Annotated in this window: 15 protein-coding genes; all 15 read left to right on the top strand. The window is 60.4% G+C overall.

Annotated features, from left to right (window positions below; translation table 11 throughout):
* The first annotated feature begins 141 nt into the window (after positions 1 to 141).
* The 15 genes from VK682_RS25155 (at position 142) to VK682_RS25225 (ending at position 17,743) form a co-directional block, all read left to right on the top strand.
* Complete coding sequence (locus tag VK682_RS25155) at positions 142 to 936, top strand: IclR family transcriptional regulator (protein ID WP_037930983.1); 795 nt, start codon at positions 142 to 144, stop codon at positions 934 to 936.
* A 15-nt stretch (positions 937 to 951) separates the two neighbouring features.
* A complete protein-coding gene (locus VK682_RS25160) occupies positions 952 to 2,112 on the top strand; it encodes an acyl-CoA dehydrogenase family protein (RefSeq protein WP_037930980.1) in 1,161 nt (386 codons plus the stop codon).
* Positions 2,113 to 2,130: 18 nt separating this feature from the next.
* Positions 2,131 to 3,285 carry an iron-containing alcohol dehydrogenase gene (locus VK682_RS25165; RefSeq protein ID WP_037930977.1) on the top strand — a complete coding sequence of 385 codons (1,155 nt, stop codon included), beginning with the start codon at positions 2,131 to 2,133 and terminating at the stop codon, positions 3,283 to 3,285.
* Positions 3,285 to 4,487, top strand: a complete 1,203-nt coding sequence (locus VK682_RS25170) for a CaiB/BaiF CoA transferase family protein (protein WP_037930974.1) — start codon at positions 3,285 to 3,287, stop codon at positions 4,485 to 4,487. Before VK682_RS25165 ends, VK682_RS25170 begins: the two co-directional genes overlap by 1 nt.
* A gap of 52 nt (positions 4,488 to 4,539) precedes the next feature.
* Complete coding sequence (locus tag VK682_RS25175) at positions 4,540 to 5,421, top strand: helix-turn-helix domain-containing protein (protein ID WP_227511477.1); 882 nt, start codon at positions 4,540 to 4,542, stop codon at positions 5,419 to 5,421.
* Between the two features lie 73 nt (positions 5,422 to 5,494).
* Positions 5,495 to 5,953, top strand: coding sequence for an acyl-CoA thioesterase (locus tag VK682_RS25180; protein ID WP_007120589.1), 459 nt, complete (start codon positions 5,495 to 5,497; stop codon positions 5,951 to 5,953).
* Between the two features lie 149 nt (positions 5,954 to 6,102).
* Positions 6,103 to 8,274: a ParB/RepB/Spo0J family partition protein gene (locus VK682_RS25185; protein WP_009804227.1), complete on the top strand. Its 2,172-nt coding sequence runs from the start codon at positions 6,103 to 6,105 to the stop codon at positions 8,272 to 8,274.
* Positions 8,275 to 8,400: 126 nt separating this feature from the next.
* Positions 8,401 to 8,781 (top strand): DUF3768 domain-containing protein, encoded by a 381-nt coding sequence (locus VK682_RS25190; protein WP_009804228.1) that lies wholly within the window; start codon positions 8,401 to 8,403, stop codon positions 8,779 to 8,781.
* Positions 8,782 to 8,897: 116 nt separating this feature from the next.
* The gene (locus tag VK682_RS25195; RefSeq protein WP_009804229.1) at positions 8,898 to 9,194 is read left to right on the top strand and encodes a hypothetical protein; all 297 of its coding nucleotides are present in this window, start codon (positions 8,898 to 8,900) and stop codon (positions 9,192 to 9,194) included.
* Positions 9,195 to 9,274: 80 nt separating this feature from the next.
* A complete protein-coding gene (locus VK682_RS25200) occupies positions 9,275 to 9,658 on the top strand; it encodes a DUF6878 family protein (RefSeq protein WP_009804230.1) in 384 nt (127 codons plus the stop codon).
* A gap of 1 nt (position 9,659) precedes the next feature.
* Positions 9,660 to 10,136 carry a DUF6915 family protein gene (locus VK682_RS25205; protein ID WP_037930962.1) on the top strand — a complete coding sequence of 159 codons (477 nt, stop codon included), beginning with the start codon at positions 9,660 to 9,662 and terminating at the stop codon, positions 10,134 to 10,136.
* Positions 10,137 to 10,241: 105 nt separating this feature from the next.
* Positions 10,242 to 10,871 (top strand): hypothetical protein, encoded by a 630-nt coding sequence (locus tag VK682_RS25210; protein ID WP_037931030.1) that lies wholly within the window; start codon positions 10,242 to 10,244, stop codon positions 10,869 to 10,871.
* Positions 10,872 to 11,386: 515 nt separating this feature from the next.
* Positions 11,387 to 15,784, top strand: coding sequence for a strawberry notch-like NTP hydrolase domain-containing protein (locus VK682_RS25215; RefSeq protein ID WP_037930959.1), 4,398 nt, complete (start codon positions 11,387 to 11,389; stop codon positions 15,782 to 15,784).
* Positions 15,781 to 16,827, top strand: a complete 1,047-nt coding sequence (locus VK682_RS25220; RefSeq protein ID WP_064225045.1) for a DUF7146 domain-containing protein — start codon at positions 15,781 to 15,783, stop codon at positions 16,825 to 16,827. Before VK682_RS25215 ends, VK682_RS25220 begins: the two co-directional genes overlap by 4 nt.
* Before the next feature lie 298 nt (positions 16,828 to 17,125).
* Entirely contained in the window at positions 17,126 to 17,743 is a 618-nt protein-coding gene (locus VK682_RS25225; protein ID WP_324782781.1) for a hypothetical protein, read from the top strand.
* Positions 17,744 to 17,750 lie beyond the last annotated feature (7 nt).

A 17,750-nucleotide genomic window follows, 5' to 3' on the forward strand; every position in this document is an offset into this window, starting at 1 on the left:
CGCAGGATCCGGCACGAAGGGGACCAGATGGACGACTTTAGTTTTCCGCATAGCGGAAAAGTTTACCGCAGTATTGACGCGGACGTTATCGATCGTTTAGATGTGTTTCAAGACGCATAATTCTTCCCGAGGAGGGATGTCGTGAGACCAAGGAAAGACCGCACCAAGGACGCCGAGAGACAGGACCGCGATTTTGTCACGGCGTTGGCGCGCGGCTTGGAGCTGTTGCGGGCCTTTCGGCGGGAAGGGGAAGCTCTGGGGAATGGTGAGTTGGCCGAGCGCACTGGCCTGAGCAGATCGACGGTCTCAAGGCTGGCCTATACACTGAACAAGCTGGAATACCTCAGCTACGATCCGGATACAGCACGCTATCGACTGGCCCCTCCAGTGCTTTCGCTGGGTTTCTCCTGCCTTGCAGGGATTCCGCTGCGGCAACTCGCAAAGCCCTTTATGCAGGAATTAGCCGATTACACAGGTATGCCGGCGGCCATGGCCAGTCGTGACCGACTATCGATGGTCTATCTAGAGCGGTGCAAGGGCACCAACGCCGTCACGCTGGCGATTGAGGTTGGTGCCCATATTAAACTGGCCACTACCGCGGTTGGTCGCGCCTGCATAGCGGCACACGGCCCGGATGAGCAGGCCAGAATTCTGGCCCTTGTGGAGGAACATGAGGGTGACAACTGGCCGAATGTGCAGCCCGGAATCGAAGCAGCTATCGAAGACTACCAACAGTACGGTTATTGCACGTCCTTCACGGAGTGGAAGCGTGATGTGAACGCAGTAGCAGTGCCCTTCGTGCCGACGGACGGCTCACCCATCATTGCCTTCAACTGCGGCGGTCCTTCGCAAACCCTTACGCGCGATTGGATCGAAAGCGACGTCGCGCACCGCCTTGTCGATCTTGTCCGCCGCGTTGCGGCGGTCGCACCCTGAACAATAGAGAGCATAATGGCCCTTGATACAGATACCCTTTCCCAGTTTCTCGACGCGCTCGACCGCTTCGTGAAAGAGCGACTAATCCCTTACGAGGATCGCGTCGCCGATGAAGATGTGATTCCGCCTATGCTGGTCGATGAAATCCGCACGATGGGCCTTTTCGGCATGTCGATCCCGGAGGATTTCGGCGGGCTTGGCTTGTCGATGATAGAGGAAGTGCAAGCCGCTTTCGTTCTTGGCCAGGCTTCGCCTGCGTTCCGGTCGCTAGTTGGCACAAACAACGGGATCGGCTCGCAGGGAATCATCATCGATGGAACCGACGAGCAGAAGGCGAAGTATCTACCAGCTCTCGCCTCCGGAGATATGATCGCATCCTTCGCCCTAACCGAGCCAGATGCTGGTTCGGATGCTGGCGGTCTGCGCACCACTGCGCGGCGTGATGGAAACGATTTCCTACTGAACGGCACGAAGCGCTACATTACCAATGCGCCGCGTGCCGATCTATTCACGGTTTTTGCCCGGACCAGTCCAGAGGTGAAAGGTTCTGCCGGCGTAAGCGCTTTTCTCGTCGAGGCAGGGACGCCGGGCATAACGCTTGGCCAGCCTGACAGGAAGATGGGGCAGAAGGGTTCGCACACATGCGACGTCATCCTTGACAATGTCCGCGTGCCTGCCTCGAACATCATCGGCGGGCCGGACCGTCTGAACAAGGGCTTCAAAACGGCAATGAAAGTCCTTGATCGGGGCCGACTGCATATTTCTGCCGTCTGTGTGGGCGCCGCCGAACGGCTGATCCGTGACAGCCTATCCTATGCGATTGAACGCAAACAATTCGGTGAACCCATCGCTGAAAAGCAACTGATCCAAGCCATGCTGGCTGACAGTCGCGCCGAGGCCTTCGCAGCGCGTTGCATGATCGAAGAAACAGCACGCCGCAAGGACGCTGGTCAGAACGTGTCGACTGATGCTGCCTGCTGCAAGATGTTTGCCAGTGAGATGGTAGGTCGAGTGGCCGATCGCGCAGTGCAAATCCACGGCGGTGCAGGATACATGGCCGAATATGCGGTCGAGCGCTTCTATCGCGATGTGCGTCTCTTCCGCATCTACGAGGGGACAACCCAGATTCAGCAAATACTGATCGCGCGGAATATGATCCGCACTGCAGCAGCTTAACAGGAGCGAAGACAAACTATGGACTTCAATTTCCTTTCCACCCCGAGGATCGTCTGCGAGAGCGGTGGGCTTGGCCGGATCGGCAGCCTGATGCAAGATTTGTCTTGCACCCGTGCGCTGGTCGTGACGGACCCGGGCATATTGGCCTGTGGTTTTGCGGACGAGGCAGCCGCCTCACTTAGGGCTGCTGGCATCGAGGTTGAGATTTTTCATAAAGTCAAAGCGGACCCCCCGATCGCTGTCGTCGAGGCCGCGGTAGAGGTCGCGCGGGCCTTTGGTGCTGACGGAATCATCGGACTTGGCGGCGGCAGTTCACTGGACACTGCCAAGGTCATCGCAGCGGCGGTAGCCAACGATCAACCGATTACGGACATGATCGGGATCAATCAGGTCACCGATAAACGCTTGCCACTGATTCAGGTGCCAACCACGGCAGGGACCGGATCAGAGGTAACATGGGTGTCCGTGCTGACTTCGGAAAGCCACGAAAAAAAAGCGGTATATGCACCGCAGCTTCTGCCTGACGTTGCCTTGCTAGATGCAAAGCTAACATTGGGAATGCCTCGTCACATCACAGCGGCCACGGCGTTAGACGCAATGGTTCACGCCATTGAGGCAGTAACCAGTCGCACCAGAAAGAATCCCATTTCCGATGGAATGGCGGACAAAGCGCTGGTGCTTCTCGGTCAGAACTTACCAATCGTCATGGAAACGCCTTCGGACCTGTCAGCGCGAGAGGCCATGCTGTTGGGGGCGACACTGGCTGGGATGGCCTTCATTAATGCCAGCGTGGGGGCGATTCATGCCTTGTCATACCCACTGGGAACAGGTTTCAAGGTTCCTCACGGGCACGCAAACGCTCTGGTCGCAGGACCAGTGATGAGGTTCAACATGCCCGTTGCAGAAGCTGAATATGCTCGTCTATCGCGGTTACTACTGCCCTCGCGGCCTTTTAACTCTGATGCGGCTGCGGCCCATGGCCTGATCGACGAGATGGAACGGATGCTAGTCGAAAGCGGACTTGAGTCTCGACTTTCTGGTGTCGGAGTGACCGAGGCAGCCATTCCCGGAATGGCTAATGAGGTCGTGACCGGTATCACGCGATTGCTGGAGACCAACCCGCGCGACATGACAGCCGAAGATGTGTCGCGCCTCTATCAGGAGGCGCTTTGATGGCTGGCTCATTGGACGGGATCAAGGTGGTCGACCTCAGCCGCGTGCTGGGCGGGCCTTACTGCACCCAAATGCTTGCGGATCATGGCGCTGAGGTCATCAAGGTGGAGCCGCCTCTGGGCGACGAGACCCGCAGTTGGGGCCCGCCTTTCAATGATGAACTCAGCGCCTATTTCTCTGGCGCCAACCGCAACAAGCGGTCCATCGCTATCGATCTGCAGCAACCGGAAGGGCGCGACCTGATATTGCGGTTTCTTCAGGATGCAGATGTTTTAGTTCACAATTTTAAGTCTGGTACTCTTGAAAAATGGGGGCTTGGTTATGATGATGTTCTCAGGGCACGTTTTCCTAGACTGGTACTCTGCCACGTGACTGGATTTGGTTCCGATGGCCCACTTGGCGGTTTTCCCGGCTATGACGCCGTGGTACAAGCTATGACGGGCCTCATGAGCATCAACGGCAATCCCTCCGAAGGCCCGACACGCATGGGTACGCCCATCGTGGACATCGGCACCGGTCTGATCGCCTGTAACGCTATTCTCGCCGCACTTTTGGAACGGGGCCGGTCCGGATTGGGCCAAGCCATCGAAGTGCCGCTATATGATTGCGCGATCAGCATGATGCATCCCCAAGCGGCTAATTCCCTCATGTCCGGACAGATACCAATGGCGACCGGCAATGGGCATCCAAATATCGTACCATACGACATGTTCGAAACAAGTAATGGCAAACTCTATCTGGCTATCGGTAACAATGGTCAGTTCGCAAAACTCTGTGACGTGCTTGGCCTACCTGAGGTGCCCTGCGATCCACGATTTGCCGACAATGCCGCGCGTCTTGCGCATCGGTCAGAGATGACAGAGGTCTTGTCAGAGTGCCTGGTGCAACATGACGCCTTCAAACTTGAGCCGGTGCTTTTGAAAGCTGGGATTCCCGCCGGAGTCGTTCGGAATGTGAATGAAGCGTTGGAGCATCCACACACCCGACATCGCGGCATGGTGGTATCAGTTGGTACCTACCGCGGCACCGGCGTGCCAGCACGCTTGTCGCGTACCCCCGGAGCGGTTCGCGCGGCACCGCCTCGCTTCGGGCAGCATAGTAGGCAGTTGCTTAGCGAGGCTGGACTGACAGAAGCTGAAATCGATAGATTGACTCAAGCGGATATCGTTCGAGAAGAACCGCGGATGCGCGAGACGACCTAAGCCGAAATTTCAGCTCAAGCGGACGATCGTGAAAAAGTTCAGGGAGGCCAAGATGGAAAGACTGCTCATATCACCGGACCGGATACCCGAATGGATTCCCGGCACGACTACGTTGGACAGTTCCGGGTGCAACTGGAACGGCATTACCCTGAAGGGCTATCGTTATGAGCGACAAGACGCGGCAATTCCCCCCATGCGCGACTATATGATTGTTGCATATGATGGCGCGCCAACCACTATGCGCCGCACGAGTGGCGGCCCATGGCAAAGCGCGCGCGTAGAGAAAGGTAGGATTTCCTTGCTCACGCGTGCAGAGGAATCCACTTGGAGTTGGTCCGAGCCTATCACGGTTAGACACGTCTATCTCAATCACAGCGAACTCGAAAACACGGCCCTTTCGGTCTTTGATCGTGACCCGAAGTCCATTGAGATCAATGATTGGCTATCTGCGAAGGACCCCTGTATCCTGAACTGCATCCAATTGCTAGAGAATGAGCTAAAGAACGGTGGAATCGGCCAGAGATTGATCATCGACGCCCTGCGCAGCCAGATCGCCGTTCACCTTCTGCGTCAGTACGCCAAGGTCTCTTTGACCAGCGACGCAAACTCGAACTTCAGCCCTGCTCAAAGGCAGAGAATCATCGATCTCGTTGAAAGCTGCTTAGGTGAAAACCTCAGTCTGGAAGACATGGCCGCATCTATCGGTTTCAGCCAGTTTCACTTTTCGCGTCAGTTCAAGGCGGAGTTTGGGTTGGCACCGTATGCATATGTTTTGCGCAAGCGAATATCGAAGGCCCAGGAGATGCTGAGAAAGGGTAATGCCCCCCTGAAAGTGGTCGCGCTTGACTGCGGTTTTGCAGATCAGAGTCATTTTAGTCGAACTTTTCGAAAAATGACAGGCGCGACCCCCGCCGAATTCCGGCGCATGGCATAATGACCGGAAAACTATTCCTTCCTATCGCTGTCACGCACCAGAGACAAAGAAATGTTGAGCCCGTAACGCTGCAATGAATGTACCAGAAACAGAATTTAAACCACGATTTGCCTTCGAACGCAGGATTTTCTTTGGCGACTGTGACCAGCTGGGAATCGCCTTTACTGGCCGGATTACGAATTTCGCGCTGGAAGCGATCGAGACTTTCTGGGACGATTTGCTTTCAGGCCGGGGCTGGCTTTTTCTACTCACGGAAAGAAACACGGCCATGCCTTTTGTCTCTATGGACCTACAATTCCATGCGCCGGTGAAAGCAGGCGCGAACCTAGCATGCGAGGTCTATGTGGTCCATGTCGGGGAAAGTTCAGTTGGTCTAAAAGTTGTCGGCCGTCAGCATGACTTGATTTGCTTCGAATGCGAAACGAAGTCAGTTTTCCGAGATGCTTCAACATTTGGTAAAGTCAAAATTGAAAGCTCAATTCGGCAGATTTTGCTCGCGGAAGTGGGTTCGGAAAATCAAACAGTGAGCTAGGCCTGTAGGCTTTGGAGACAGCAAAGCCTGTGCAAAACGATCTCATGTAAGGGAACACAAGAAAAAGCCAGAGAAAGGGAAGCCCGGGTGCCGGGCTTGAAAGGATAGAGAGAGGCTCTTCCGGGTCCGGCGTGACAAGGACCCTGACCATGGCCAAGACCACAACCCGCCCGAAACCCGCCACTGCGAAGAAAACCGAAGCCACTGAGTTGTCCGTGCCTGGCGGCGGGACCGACATCCGGATGATCCCGCTCGACCAGTTGGAGCCGAGCCCGCTCAACGTTCGAAAAGTTGCGGCCAGCGCCAGCGACGATGCTGAGCTCCTCGTCAGTATCCGCGAGACCGGAATTAAACAGAATCTGGTGGTTCATGCGCTGTCAGAGACACGTTTTGCAGTCGATGCCGGCGGTCGTCGCCTCAAGGCGCTGAAGCAGCTCGCTGAGGACAGCGTCATCCCCGCCGATCACCCCGTGCCCTGCCTCGTCGATGATAAGCGCAACGCCATCCTTACTTCTGCAACTGAAAACCTCCAGCGCGCGGCGATGCACCCCGCCGACCAGTTCGAGGCTTTTGAGGCGATGATCGCCGAGGGCCGCAGCGAAGACGAGATCGCGCTCAAATTCGGCGTCTCCGTCGACCTGGTGCGCCGCCGCCTCAAACTCGCCCGTGTCGCGCCCGAGATCATCGAGCAGTTCCGCGCGGGTGATCTGACCCTTGAATGCGTGATGGCTTTCACACTGACCGACGACCATGATCGCCAGCTGGCGGTCTGGAACGCAGTGAAGGGCGGCTATCACATCCATCCGCAAAGCATCAAACGCCATCTTACCGAGACCGCCCATTCGGCGAACTCGGCCATCGGGCGCTTTGTCGGCATTGAGGCCTATGAGGCGGCGGGTGGTGTTCTGCTGCGCGATCTCTTCGACGACCGCGCCAGCGCCCATATGGAGAACCCCGAACTCCTAGAGCGTCTCGCCATCGAAAAGCTGCAGGCTGCGGCGAAAACCTTCGAGGGAACGTGGAAATGGGTCGAGGTGCATCTCTCGGTGGATTACGGCGCGTTTCGCAGCTTCGGGCGGGTCTATCCGCAGGACATCGACCCCGATCCGGACCTGCTCACCGAAGAAGAACGTCTCATTGCGCGCGAGGAAGAACTGGCGGCGAAGAATGACGGCGAGGACTGGACGGACGCGGAGACGGAAGAATATTATGCCATCGAGCCGCGCCTGCGCGAGATCGAGGCCCTGCAACGCGAACGGCAGCCTTACGCGGACGAAGATCGTGCCATCGCGGGCGTGGTTCTGACCATCGGTCATGACGGCGCGCTGCGTGTCGAGAAAGGCCTCGTGCGGCCAGAAGATATCCCCGCTGCGGTCGTCCCGAGCGAAAATAGTGCTGACGCGGGTGATGCCCCGTCTCCTGTCCGCCCGAACGTGACGCCGCCAACCTCCTCGACACCGGTGCCCACCTCCGACCCGGCCGCGACCTTGCGCAAGGCGAACGGGATTTCGGCGAGCCTCGCCGACGATCTGCGCGCGACGCGTCAGCATATCCTTCGGGCGCATCTGGCGGCGGATTTCGAGGTGGCGTTCGATGCGATGCTCTACGCGCTCTGCGAGCAGGCTCTGGGGCGGTCCTACAACAACGAGGCGCTCGATATCTCGATCCGGCCCTTCCAGGCGCAGAACCGCGAGGTGCTGCATTCGGATACTGTTGCCCAGAAGATGCTCGAGGCGCTGGAGCAGGGCCTCGCCACCGACTGGATTACGCTGGAGAAGCCCGAAAACTTCCGGGCGATGTCGGCGCTGCCCATTGCCGCCAAGCAGGCGCTTTTCGCCTGGGCGACGGGTCTGGCAGTCAAGCCGCAGCTTTCCTCCGACAATCGCCCCTCCCCGATCATCGAGGAGATCGGCGCGCGTCTTGACGTCGATGTGGCGGCCTGCTGGCGCCCGACTGCTCAGAATTACTGGGGTCGGGTCAACAAGGGGCATGCGGTCGCTACCGCGCGCAAGCTCATTGGCGACGATTACGCCGAAGATCGCAATCGCGAGCGTAAGGGCGATATCGCGGCCGCGATGGAGCGGGCCTTCGCGGAAACGGCCGGCGAGACGGAAGGGTTCGACGCCGCAACGGTTGTCAGGACGACGCGCTGGCTGCCCGACGGGATGGTGTTTGCCGGTGCGGCGGAGGCTGTTGCCGACATGGCAGGCGAAGCGCCGGAGACCGAGGAGGGGGATGTGTCCGCCGAAGATTCTCTGAGCGACGCCGAGAGCGATGAACCGTCGTCCTTGCCCGCCTTCCTCAGCGAGGATGCGGCTTGACGAGCCGCACGCTGACCTGATCACGACATGAGCCTTGGGCCGTCCTCACATCGAGGGCGGCCCTTTCCGGCTGACGGGTTACCAACAGCCGATATCGGATCGGCGGGCCCGTCCCGGAGATATCCCATGACCACCACACTTGACCTCGATCCCGTTAAGGAAGCCGCACTCGTCGCTTCGCAGAATGACGCCTTTCGTCGCTCTATCCTTGGCAATATCCTCGTCACCGATGCCCCGCAGGGCCAGTTCGTGATGACCCGTGGCGTTGCAGCGCTTGGGCCCGATGCCCAGCTTGCTCTCACCCGCAGCGTGGCTTCATTTGACGCGTTCAACGCTGACAGCGACCCGCAAGGATGGCACGAGATGGGCGTCATCGACCTCGACGGCACGAAGGTCTGGTTCAAGATCGACCTGTACGACGTCGACTACACCTATGGCTCGCCTGAGCCCTCCGATCCTGATCAGACGCGCCGGGTCCTGACCCTGCTTCTGCCGTCGGAATACTGACGCCCCTTTTTCACCGACATCGCCACGGATCGCCCTTGCACAAAGGGCGGTCCTTTCGGGCTGGCGGGTTCCAAGGGGCGCGATGATCGTGTCCGGCCTGCCGCAGGAGACCAGAGATGGCCAAGACACTCGACTACCAGATCACCCTCTATCCCGCACATCGCGATGGCGCCTTCGTCGTCACCCAGTTCCAGATGCTGGCGAACTACCCCGAAAAGCGCATCGAGGCCGCGGGCATGGATGATCTGATCGACCAAGTGACGCAGTTCGCGATGGAGCACGGCGAGAGCTGCAGCGCCTCGGTGCGCTGCCTCGCTCCGCGCAAACCGCCGGGGTTCAAGCGCGCGACCGAGAATTTGTATTTCAACCTGGTTGACCGGACGGCTGAGAAACGCGGCGACGCTGCGGCCTGAAGCCCCCCAAAGGAAACCTCCGGGGCGCGGCCTGCAAGACGGTCGCCCTCACCCTCCCTCAATTCCAAAGGACCGAAGATATGACACAAGCAAATGATTTCTACGCGCAGATGCTCGAAGCCCAGAGACGGGCAGCCGAACAGCGGGTCGAGACCCGCGCAGCCCTTCTCACCGAACTGCGCGGCCTCGGCGTGACCGGCCTCGACGTGCAATATGAAGGCTATGGCGATTCCGGCAATGTCGAGGAGGTCGTCGTGACGCCTGACACGATTACCCTGACAGAAGAGCTGCGGCGACGGGTCGAAGATTTCGGCTGGGACTTTGCCTATGCGCTGAGCCCTGGCTTCGAAAACAACGAGGGCGGCTATGGCGAATTGACCTGGGCGCTCGAGACGGACAAGATCGATGTCAGCCACTCGAACCGCTTCATCGAGACCGACACCACAGAACATGAGGGGCTCTGACATGGCACATCCTCTCCACCACGCCGAAAGCTCGGCCCGTAGATTTGGCGGTGTTCCAGATGATTACCAACATGTGCATGACTGGTTTGACTCATCTAAAGAGCACCTAGGTCTCTTTGTTCACAGAGCCCAAAAACATCATACGGTCGGGATCTATGATGCCGAGCGGGTGTTCGGTCGCAGCCTGATCAACAGCGCGGGCCGGGTCGTTCCGATCCGCTGGATCGGCGAGCAGCATGTGCGCGAAGACTGCCAGGGGCGTATCCCGTCACTGGCTGACTGGCTCGGACGCATACAACCCGAACCGTGGATGGCCAATGGCCGGATCGACAACGACCCGACGCAGATCGGCAGCGATCCGCGTGCGGCCTGGGTCCAGGCGGTTGCGGGTCACCAGACCATTCTTGGCTTTGAGGATTGGCTTCTCAAGGTCTCTGTCGAGCACGTCCAGCATCGCCAGAATCGCGCCGCCGCCTGATCCGCCGGGCGGCAAACTCACCAACCATCTGATCCCATCCAGATCGACCCGCCTGCGCCACAACCGGCTTGGCGGGTCGATTGCGTTTCGAGAAAGGACATGGACATGCAAGATCCCGTCTACGAGGAGGTCCACCAGGGCCACACGATCAAGATCTACCACGACCCCGACGCTGAGGACCCACGAGAGTGGTGCAACCTCGGTACGCTGATCTGCTGGCACCGCCGCTATCGGCTGGGTGACAGCCATCAGTACGACAGCCCTGAGGCGTTCCTGCGCGATCTTGCGGGCGTCTCGGATCAGAGCGATCTCTCGATGGATCGTCTGCGGGACCGCGCCGAGCGGAAGGCAATCATTCTGCCTGTGTTTCTCTATGACCATTCCGGTCTCGCGATGAACACCGTCGGGTTCCACTGCCCGTGGGATTCTGGGCAGGTCGGTTACGTCTACGTGACGCTCGAAGCGGTCCGAAAGGAATTCGGTGTAAAACGCGTGACCAAGGCCCTGCGCGAACAGGCTGTAGACATCTTACGTGGTGAGACCGCCGACTACGATTCTTACCTTGGTGGGCGTGTCTATGGTTACATCGTCGAACAGGGTGGCGAGGAGATCGACGCTTGCTGGGGGTTTGTTGGCGCCTATGAGACGCATTGTTTGCCGGAGGCGCGGAATGCCGTTCCTCGGTCCGATCCCCATGCGCCACCCGCGACCGGTGCATTGACCGCATATCCATAGAATAACTCGCCGCCACACACCGGAACTATGGGCAGCACCCGATCGCGGACATGCATTGCTGCATTGCAGAAAAGTCATAGCCCGCCCATTGTGCGACTGCAGCATTGCTCCTATGTTCGCTCTTGTGATCGGTTCTCTCCTCCTCCCTGAGCCGATCCGGAATAATCGGCGGCATCCACCTCCTCCCGGATGTCGCCTTTTTATTTGCAGATCCCCATTCTGAGCTCTTGCGATTTCTCCTCGTTGACCATTCGGTCCCCGAGCTTGCTGTGTGTCGGGTCCGTTTCGCTGGAGGTGCCCAAAATGCAGGCACGGCCGTGTCCCAGCAGCCTGGCATGGGTTTGCGCGACAACGCCCACAGCGTCATCCCCAGATTTTGTGGATAAGTTTTCGCTGCCAAGACTTCAGTTTTCGAGGCCATGAAAGAGTGAGAGACAGGGCGGGAGGGGTGACCCCTCCCGGGTGAGAGAGTGCACGCGGGGCTCGGGGCCAACCCTCAACCCCGGAGATTGCCGATGAACGCTCACCCCCATTCCGTCCAACTTGCAACCGAGCCCGAAGCCCCTGCCCTGCCGGATGCCCCACGCTTCGCCCAAAACCTGATGCAGGCTGCGAAAATCCTCGTCCCCGTTTTCGAGGCAGGCAGGTCCATCGACGCCGCCGCACTTCGCGCCGCGATGGAAGATGCTTGCGGTGCCAGTGACACAAGTGGTGCCTGGGTCTGGAAAGACGCCTATGAGGCGGCCGAGGTCGCCCAAATCCTTATACTCTCGCGCTACGGCGCGCTGATGCAGCGTCAGGCACTGTCGCCGCAGGCCTTCCTCACCATGATCGAACGTTTCACGGCTCTGGCCCCGTCTCACACGCGCCGCTCCGAAGACAGTATCCGTCTGCAACAGTTTTCCACGCCTTTGCCCCTCGCGGCCATCGTCGCGCAGGCCGCCGGGTTTCGGGACGACGACCTGATGCTCGAGCCGTCGACGGGCACGGGCATGCTGGCCATCTTTGCAAAGATCGCTGGTGCACGGTTGGCGCTGAATGAACTTGCCGACACGCGCCGCGCCCTACTGGGGCAGTTGTTCCCCGATGCCGCCGTATCTGACCACGATGCTGCCTCGATCGACGATCGTCTTGATCGCTCGATCACGCCCTCGGTCGTGGTGATGAACCCGCCGTTTTCCGCTGCCAACCATGTCGAGGGCCGGTTTAGGCAAGCGACCAGTCAGCATGTGCTTTCCGCCCTGGCACGCCTCGCGCCTGGTGGGCGGCTTGTCGTCATCACCGGCGAAAGCTTCCGTCCCTCTTTGAAATCCTTCCAGTCGACATTTCAGCGGATCGGCCAGAGCGCCGATGTCGTGTTTTCGGCCCCCATCGACGGCAAGGTCTTCGCACGGCATGGCACCACGATCGACACGCGGTTGACGGTAATCGATAAGCGCGCGGCTGGTGCTGAAGAGACCGCACCGGCTGATATTGACGCCGCCTATCATCCGATCTGCGCGACCACGAGTGATCTTCTCTCCGTAGTACTCGCCCATTGCCCGGAACGCCGCAGCCCCCCGCCCTGCCCCACCACATCGGCCCTTTCGGTCCCGTCTCAGCCGACCCGCACCAACCTCCACGCCCTGCGCAACGCAGCACGCAAAGAAACCCGTGCGCTCGCCGAGGAACGCGCGAAGCATCCGTTCGACGACATCGAGACGGCCCCGCTCGACTACTTGCCAAAAGCCTGGAGCGAACCCTATGGCACGTTGCAGGACACGGTCTACGAGGTCTATGACCTGCAGGCGATCCGGATCGACGGCGCGGCGGAGCATCCGACAGCACTTGTGCAATCCGCCGCCATGGCCTCGGTGCCGCCGCCCGTGCCGAGCTACCGCCCCGTTCTGCCGAAGACCCTCGTTCGAGACGGTCTCCTCTCTGCGCCGCAGCTCGAAAGCGTGATCTACGCGGGCAATGCACACGAGACGCATCTCAAAGGCTTGTTCAAGCGTGGCGAGATCGAAGGCCAACTGATTGCAGCGGCTGAGGGTGACGAAGGCGCCTTCCGCCTGCGCAAGGGCTGGTTCCTCGGTGATGGCACTGGATGCGGTAAAGGGCGACAGGTCGCGGGTATCATTCTCGACAACTGGCTGCAGGGGCGTCGCCGCTCGGTCTGGGTCTCGAAGAGCGACAAGCTCATCGAGGATGCGCGACGCGACTGGATGGCGCTCGGCGGGCGTGAAAGCGATATCGTGCCGCTCTCAAAATTCCGCCAAGGCAGCGACATACGCCTGCCCGAGGGCATCCTCTTCGTTACCTACGCCACGCTGCGCTCGGCTGAACGTGAGGGCAAGGCTGCCCGCCTCGAGCAAGTGACCTCCTGGCTCGGCGAGGGGTTCGACGGGGTCATCGCTTTTGATGAAAGCCACGCCATGGCCAATGCCGCCGGCGAAAAGTCCGACCGCGGCGACAAAAAGGCCTCTCAACAAGGCCTTGCGGGCCTCGCGCTGCAAAACGCCGTGCCCGACGCCCGCGTACTCTATGTCTCGGCCACCGGGGCGACGGTCGTTGGCAATCTTGCCTATGCTTCGCGCCTCGGTCTCTGGGGCACGGGAGATTTCCCCTTCGTGACGCGGGCAGAATTTGTCGCCGCGATGGAGGCCGGGGGCATCGCCGCCATGGAGATGATTTCCCGCGACCTGAAGGCGCTTGGGCTCTATCTCGCGCGGTCCCTCTCCTATGCCGGGGTCGAATACGAGATGCTGGTCCATGAGCTGACGCCCGCCCAGGTCGCGATCTACGACAGCTACGCTGATGCCTACCAGATCATCCACACCAACCTTGAGGCTGCCCTACAAGCCTCTGGCATTTCGTCTGAGACAGGCACCTTGAACCCTCAGGCCAAATCCGCCGCACGCTCGGCGTTTGAGAGCAACAAGCAGCGCTTCTTCAACCACCTCATCACCGCCATGAAATGCCCCTCGCTGATCCGCGCCATCGAGGCGGACCTGGCGGCGGGACATTCGGCGGTGATCCAGGTGGTGTCGACCAGCGAGGCGGTGATGGAACGGCGTCTCGAAGAGATCCCGCCTTCGGAGTGGGATGATCTGCAGGTCGATTTTACGCCGCGCGAGAACATCATGGACTACCTGATGCATTCCTTCCCGACGCGGCTCTTCGAGCCTTACACCGACGAGAGCGGGGATCTGCGCTCGCGCCCGGCCGTCGATGGCGATGGCAATCACATCATTTGCCGCGAGGCGGAGCGGCGGCGGGACGAGCTTGTCGAGCATCTCGGTGCCCTCGCCCCAGTACAGGGTGCTCTCGACCAGATCCTTTGGCATTTCGGAGGGGAGGCTGTGGCCGAGGTCACGGGGCGCAAACGGCGCATCGTGAAGACGCGGGAGGGGCGGCTCAAGGTCGAGAAGCGTCCCGCTTCCTCCAACCTCGGAGAAACCCAGGCCTTCATGGATGATGCCAAGCGCATCCTGATCTTCTCCGATGCCGGTGGCACCGGGCGCAGCTATCATGCCGATCTCGGGGCCAAGAACCAGCGCCTGCGGGTGCATTACCTCCTTGAGCCCGGCTGGAAGGCCGACAATGCGATCCAGGGGCTCGGGCGCACCAACCGCACCAATCAGGCGCTGCCGCCGCTGTTTCGACCCGTCGCAACAGACGTGAAGGGTGAGAAACGGTTCCTCTCCACCATCGCGCGCCGCCTCGACACGCTCGGGGCGATCACCAAGGGGCAGCGCGAAACCGGCGGCCAGAACATGTTCCGCGCCGAGGACAATCTTGAGAGCCCCTACGCACGCGCGGCGCTGCGACAGTTCTTCTACAAGCTGCGGGCGGGCAAGATCGACGCCTGCTCATATGCCAGGTTCCAGGAGATGACCGGGCTGACACTCGATGAGGCGGATGGCACGATGAAAGAGAATCTGCCGCCTATCCAGCAGTTCCTGAACCGCTGTCTGGCACTGCGGATCGACATGCAGGACGCGATCTTCGAGGCTTTCGGCGGGTTACTTTCGGCCATCATCGAGGACGCACGGCAGGCTGGCACGCTGGACGTCGGGCTAGAGACCCTGCGCGCCGAAAAATTCGAGATCGTCGACCGCAAGGTGATCTTCGAACATGAGGCGACGGGGGCGACGGCCACCGCCCTGACCGTTGAGCGTACGGATCGAAACGATCCGCTCACCCTGTCCCGCGTGAAAGCCATCTGCGCTGATAACAAAGGCGCGACGCTCTATTGGAACAAGACCTCCAAACGCGCGGCCCTGATGGTGAAGGCGCCGGCCTTCATGGATGAGGATGGCGTACCGATCCTGCGGGTGAAACTGCTACGGCCCATGGCGACCGAGATCCTCGCCCTCACCGAGTTCTCGAAATCGCACTGGGAAGAGATAGACGATGCGATGTTCGAACAGCTCTGGCAGGCTGAGGTCGACGCGGTGCCGCAGTTCACCACATCGAAGATCACGCTGATCTGCGGCCTCCTCCTGCCGATCTGGGACCGGCTTCCTGCCGACAACATGCGCATTTACCGCCTGCAGGCCGAGGACGGGGAGCGCGCTATCGGCCGTCTCGTCAGTCAGGAGCAGCTCCTGAATGTCTATTCACGCCTTGGTCTCGATTGTCAGATCGAGATGTCGCCGCAGGAAGTGCTCAGCGCGGTGATGGAAGCCAGGACGACCCTGAACCTCCTCGGCGGCTACCAGTTGCGCCGGTCGTTGGTCATGGGACAGCCGAGACTTGAGCTGATCGGCGCGTCGGGCGCGGCCCTGCCCCGTCTGAAAGCGATGGGTTGTTTTGCCGAGGTGATCCAGTGGAAGACTCGGGTGTTCATCCCAGTGGATGGCACTGACGTGCTGGCGCGGGTTCTGGCTGAGCACCCGGTGGGTGCCAGCGCAGCGGATGTCGCCGCATGAGCGCGCGGCGCAGCATCGCAGACCTCTCGGCCGCTCTGGCAGACCGTGCCGAGAGTTTCTGCCGCCAGTATTTCCCCGAGGGTCGTAAGCAGGGCAATTATTGGCAGGTCGGCGACACGTCCGGTGCAAAGGGCCAAAGCCTCGCCATCCGTCTGCAAGCTCAAGGTGAGCGCAAGGCCGGATCCTGGCAAGATTTCGCGACGGGTGAATATGGCGATCTCATCGACCTGCTGCAGGAACGGCTTGGGTCGGTCACGCTCAAGGAGACGCTGAGGGAGGCCCGGTCCTTTCTCGGCGAGGCCCCCTGCCCTGCCGCACCTCGAGACACCCAAAGGGCTGAGCGCCCTGATGCAGCCTCCGCCAAACGCATCGCGCGGGCGCGGAAGCTCTTTGCCGCTGGCAAGCCGGTGCTTGGCACCCCGGCCGCCACCTATCTGCAGGGGCGCGGCATCACACGGCTTGGACCTGCCCTGCGCTATCACCCTCGAGTCTTCCTGCGGCAGGGCGAGGACGATCCCGATCAGCCGCGAAGGGCCCCTGCCCTGCTCGCAAAGATCACCGACAAACGGGGCCAGATCACCGGATGCGCGCGGGTCTATCTCGACCCGTCTACCGACGGGTTGGCCACGATCGAGAGACCCAAACGGATCCTTGGGCAGCTGCACGGCCATGCCATCCGCTTCTGGGCCGGCGCGGGTCGCTCGGATCTCATCGTCGGCGAAGGGCTCGAAAACACCCTCTCAATCGGAACGGCTCTCCCGGAGTTCGACCTCGCCTCCTGTCTCACCGCCACCCATCTCGGCCTCTTCATTCCATCGCCGGGGATTCAGCGCATCTGGATCGCGCGGGACAATGACGATGCCGGACGCAATGCATCCATAAGATTGCGTAACCAACTGGAATATCGAGGAATTTCCTGCGGTTATCTCGTCCCTGAACTGGGCGATTTCAACGATGATCTGCGGACATTTGGCAGAGATGCGCTGCGCCGGTCTCTGTTAGGGGCCATGAAGGCAAACGGTCTGGAGATCGAGGACGGATGAGCGCCAGTCTCCCCGGTGATGCCGGACAGGGCAAAGGTTCCGCGGGTTCGATCTGATCCCGTTTGGATAAGGGGAGCGATGGACCGGCGGGTCGGGGCAGAGTGCCCCTCGCCCGGGCAGCAATGCCCCCCGAACCAGAAAATTCCCCTGCCCCTTCGGGCCATTCCTCGCGGGAGCAATTTTCCGGCCTTGGGCGCATTCTCCGCTGCGCTCCGATCCTGACGGATGCGGCCCGGTCGCCGCCGGTCCTGATATCGCCCCATCCAAATCGGGTCAGATCAAACAGAGGAACCAGACAATGCCCCATCAGACAGACATCCAAGAGGAGACCGGCGTGACCTCCGGCATCCTCGACCACCTGGCACTTCACGGCGCAACACCGGGACCCGGCGAGACCGATCACCGCCCCCTGCCCCAGCCCGACGAAGTCGAACTCGCCATGGCGACCCTCTTTGACACCACCATCGGCCTCCTCACTGGCAGCCAGTTGGAAGACAATCTCGAAGAGATGCTCTGGTCCCTCACCTCGATCTTCCATCGTCGGCTCACCCATATCCAGAAGCTTCTCGACGACAACGAATTCGAGGTCAGGGAAAGCTTGGGGCTACAGGACGGCTCCGAGGTCGCCTCGGTCGAACTCGAGCGCCTCCAGATGATCGGGCTCAAGCTCTGGGACCATCGCGACGCCTTCGAGCAGATGCGCGATCTGGCCGTAGACCACTTCTCGGCCGCCACCGGTTCGCCCTGGCTCCCCCGCACCGGATCCAAGGTCTCACATCGCGGCCTCACCTCCGCCGTGGTGGACAGCCGGGCCTATCTCTCGGCCAAGCGTCGCAAGGAGACCGAGGTGCACTGCCCCGAAGGCACGCGGATCGCTTTCTGGACTTGCCCGGAAAAAGTGGAGAGCACCAACTGAGGAACCA

It is taken from the genome of Salipiger marinus (assembly GCF_035481585.1).
In the GTDB taxonomy this organism is placed as follows: Bacteria; Pseudomonadota; Alphaproteobacteria; order Rhodobacterales; family Rhodobacteraceae; genus Salipiger; species Salipiger marinus.

Excerpts from the sequence above, each read along its gene's own strand:
- VK682_RS25210 (WP_037931030.1), top strand. The coding sequence starts at position 10,242 with ATGCAAGATCCCGTCTACGAGGAGGTCCACCAGGGCCACACGATCAAG.
- VK682_RS25170 (WP_037930974.1), top strand. The coding sequence starts at position 3,285 with ATGGCTGGCTCATTGGACGGGATCAAGGTGGTCGACCTCAGCCGCGTG.
- VK682_RS25205 (WP_037930962.1), top strand. The coding sequence starts at position 9,660 with ATGGCACATCCTCTCCACCACGCCGAAAGCTCGGCCCGTAGATTTGGC.
- VK682_RS25190 (WP_009804228.1), top strand. The coding sequence starts at position 8,401 with ATGACCACCACACTTGACCTCGATCCCGTTAAGGAAGCCGCACTCGTC.
- VK682_RS25225 (WP_324782781.1), top strand. The coding sequence starts at position 17,126 with ATGCCCCATCAGACAGACATCCAAGAGGAGACCGGCGTGACCTCCGGC.
- VK682_RS25215 (WP_037930959.1), top strand. The coding sequence starts at position 11,387 with ATGAACGCTCACCCCCATTCCGTCCAACTTGCAACCGAGCCCGAAGCC.
- VK682_RS25165 (WP_037930977.1), top strand. The coding sequence starts at position 2,131 with ATGGACTTCAATTTCCTTTCCACCCCGAGGATCGTCTGCGAGAGCGGT.
- VK682_RS25185 (WP_009804227.1), top strand. The coding sequence starts at position 6,103 with ATGGCCAAGACCACAACCCGCCCGAAACCCGCCACTGCGAAGAAAACC.
- VK682_RS25200 (WP_009804230.1), top strand. The coding sequence starts at position 9,275 with ATGACACAAGCAAATGATTTCTACGCGCAGATGCTCGAAGCCCAGAGA.
- VK682_RS25195 (WP_009804229.1), top strand. The coding sequence starts at position 8,898 with ATGGCCAAGACACTCGACTACCAGATCACCCTCTATCCCGCACATCGC.
- VK682_RS25175 (WP_227511477.1), top strand. The coding sequence starts at position 4,540 with ATGGAAAGACTGCTCATATCACCGGACCGGATACCCGAATGGATTCCC.
- VK682_RS25180 (WP_007120589.1), top strand. The coding sequence starts at position 5,495 with ATGAATGTACCAGAAACAGAATTTAAACCACGATTTGCCTTCGAACGC.
- VK682_RS25160 (WP_037930980.1), top strand. The coding sequence starts at position 952 with ATGGCCCTTGATACAGATACCCTTTCCCAGTTTCTCGACGCGCTCGAC.
- VK682_RS25220 (WP_064225045.1), top strand. The coding sequence starts at position 15,781 with ATGAGCGCGCGGCGCAGCATCGCAGACCTCTCGGCCGCTCTGGCAGAC.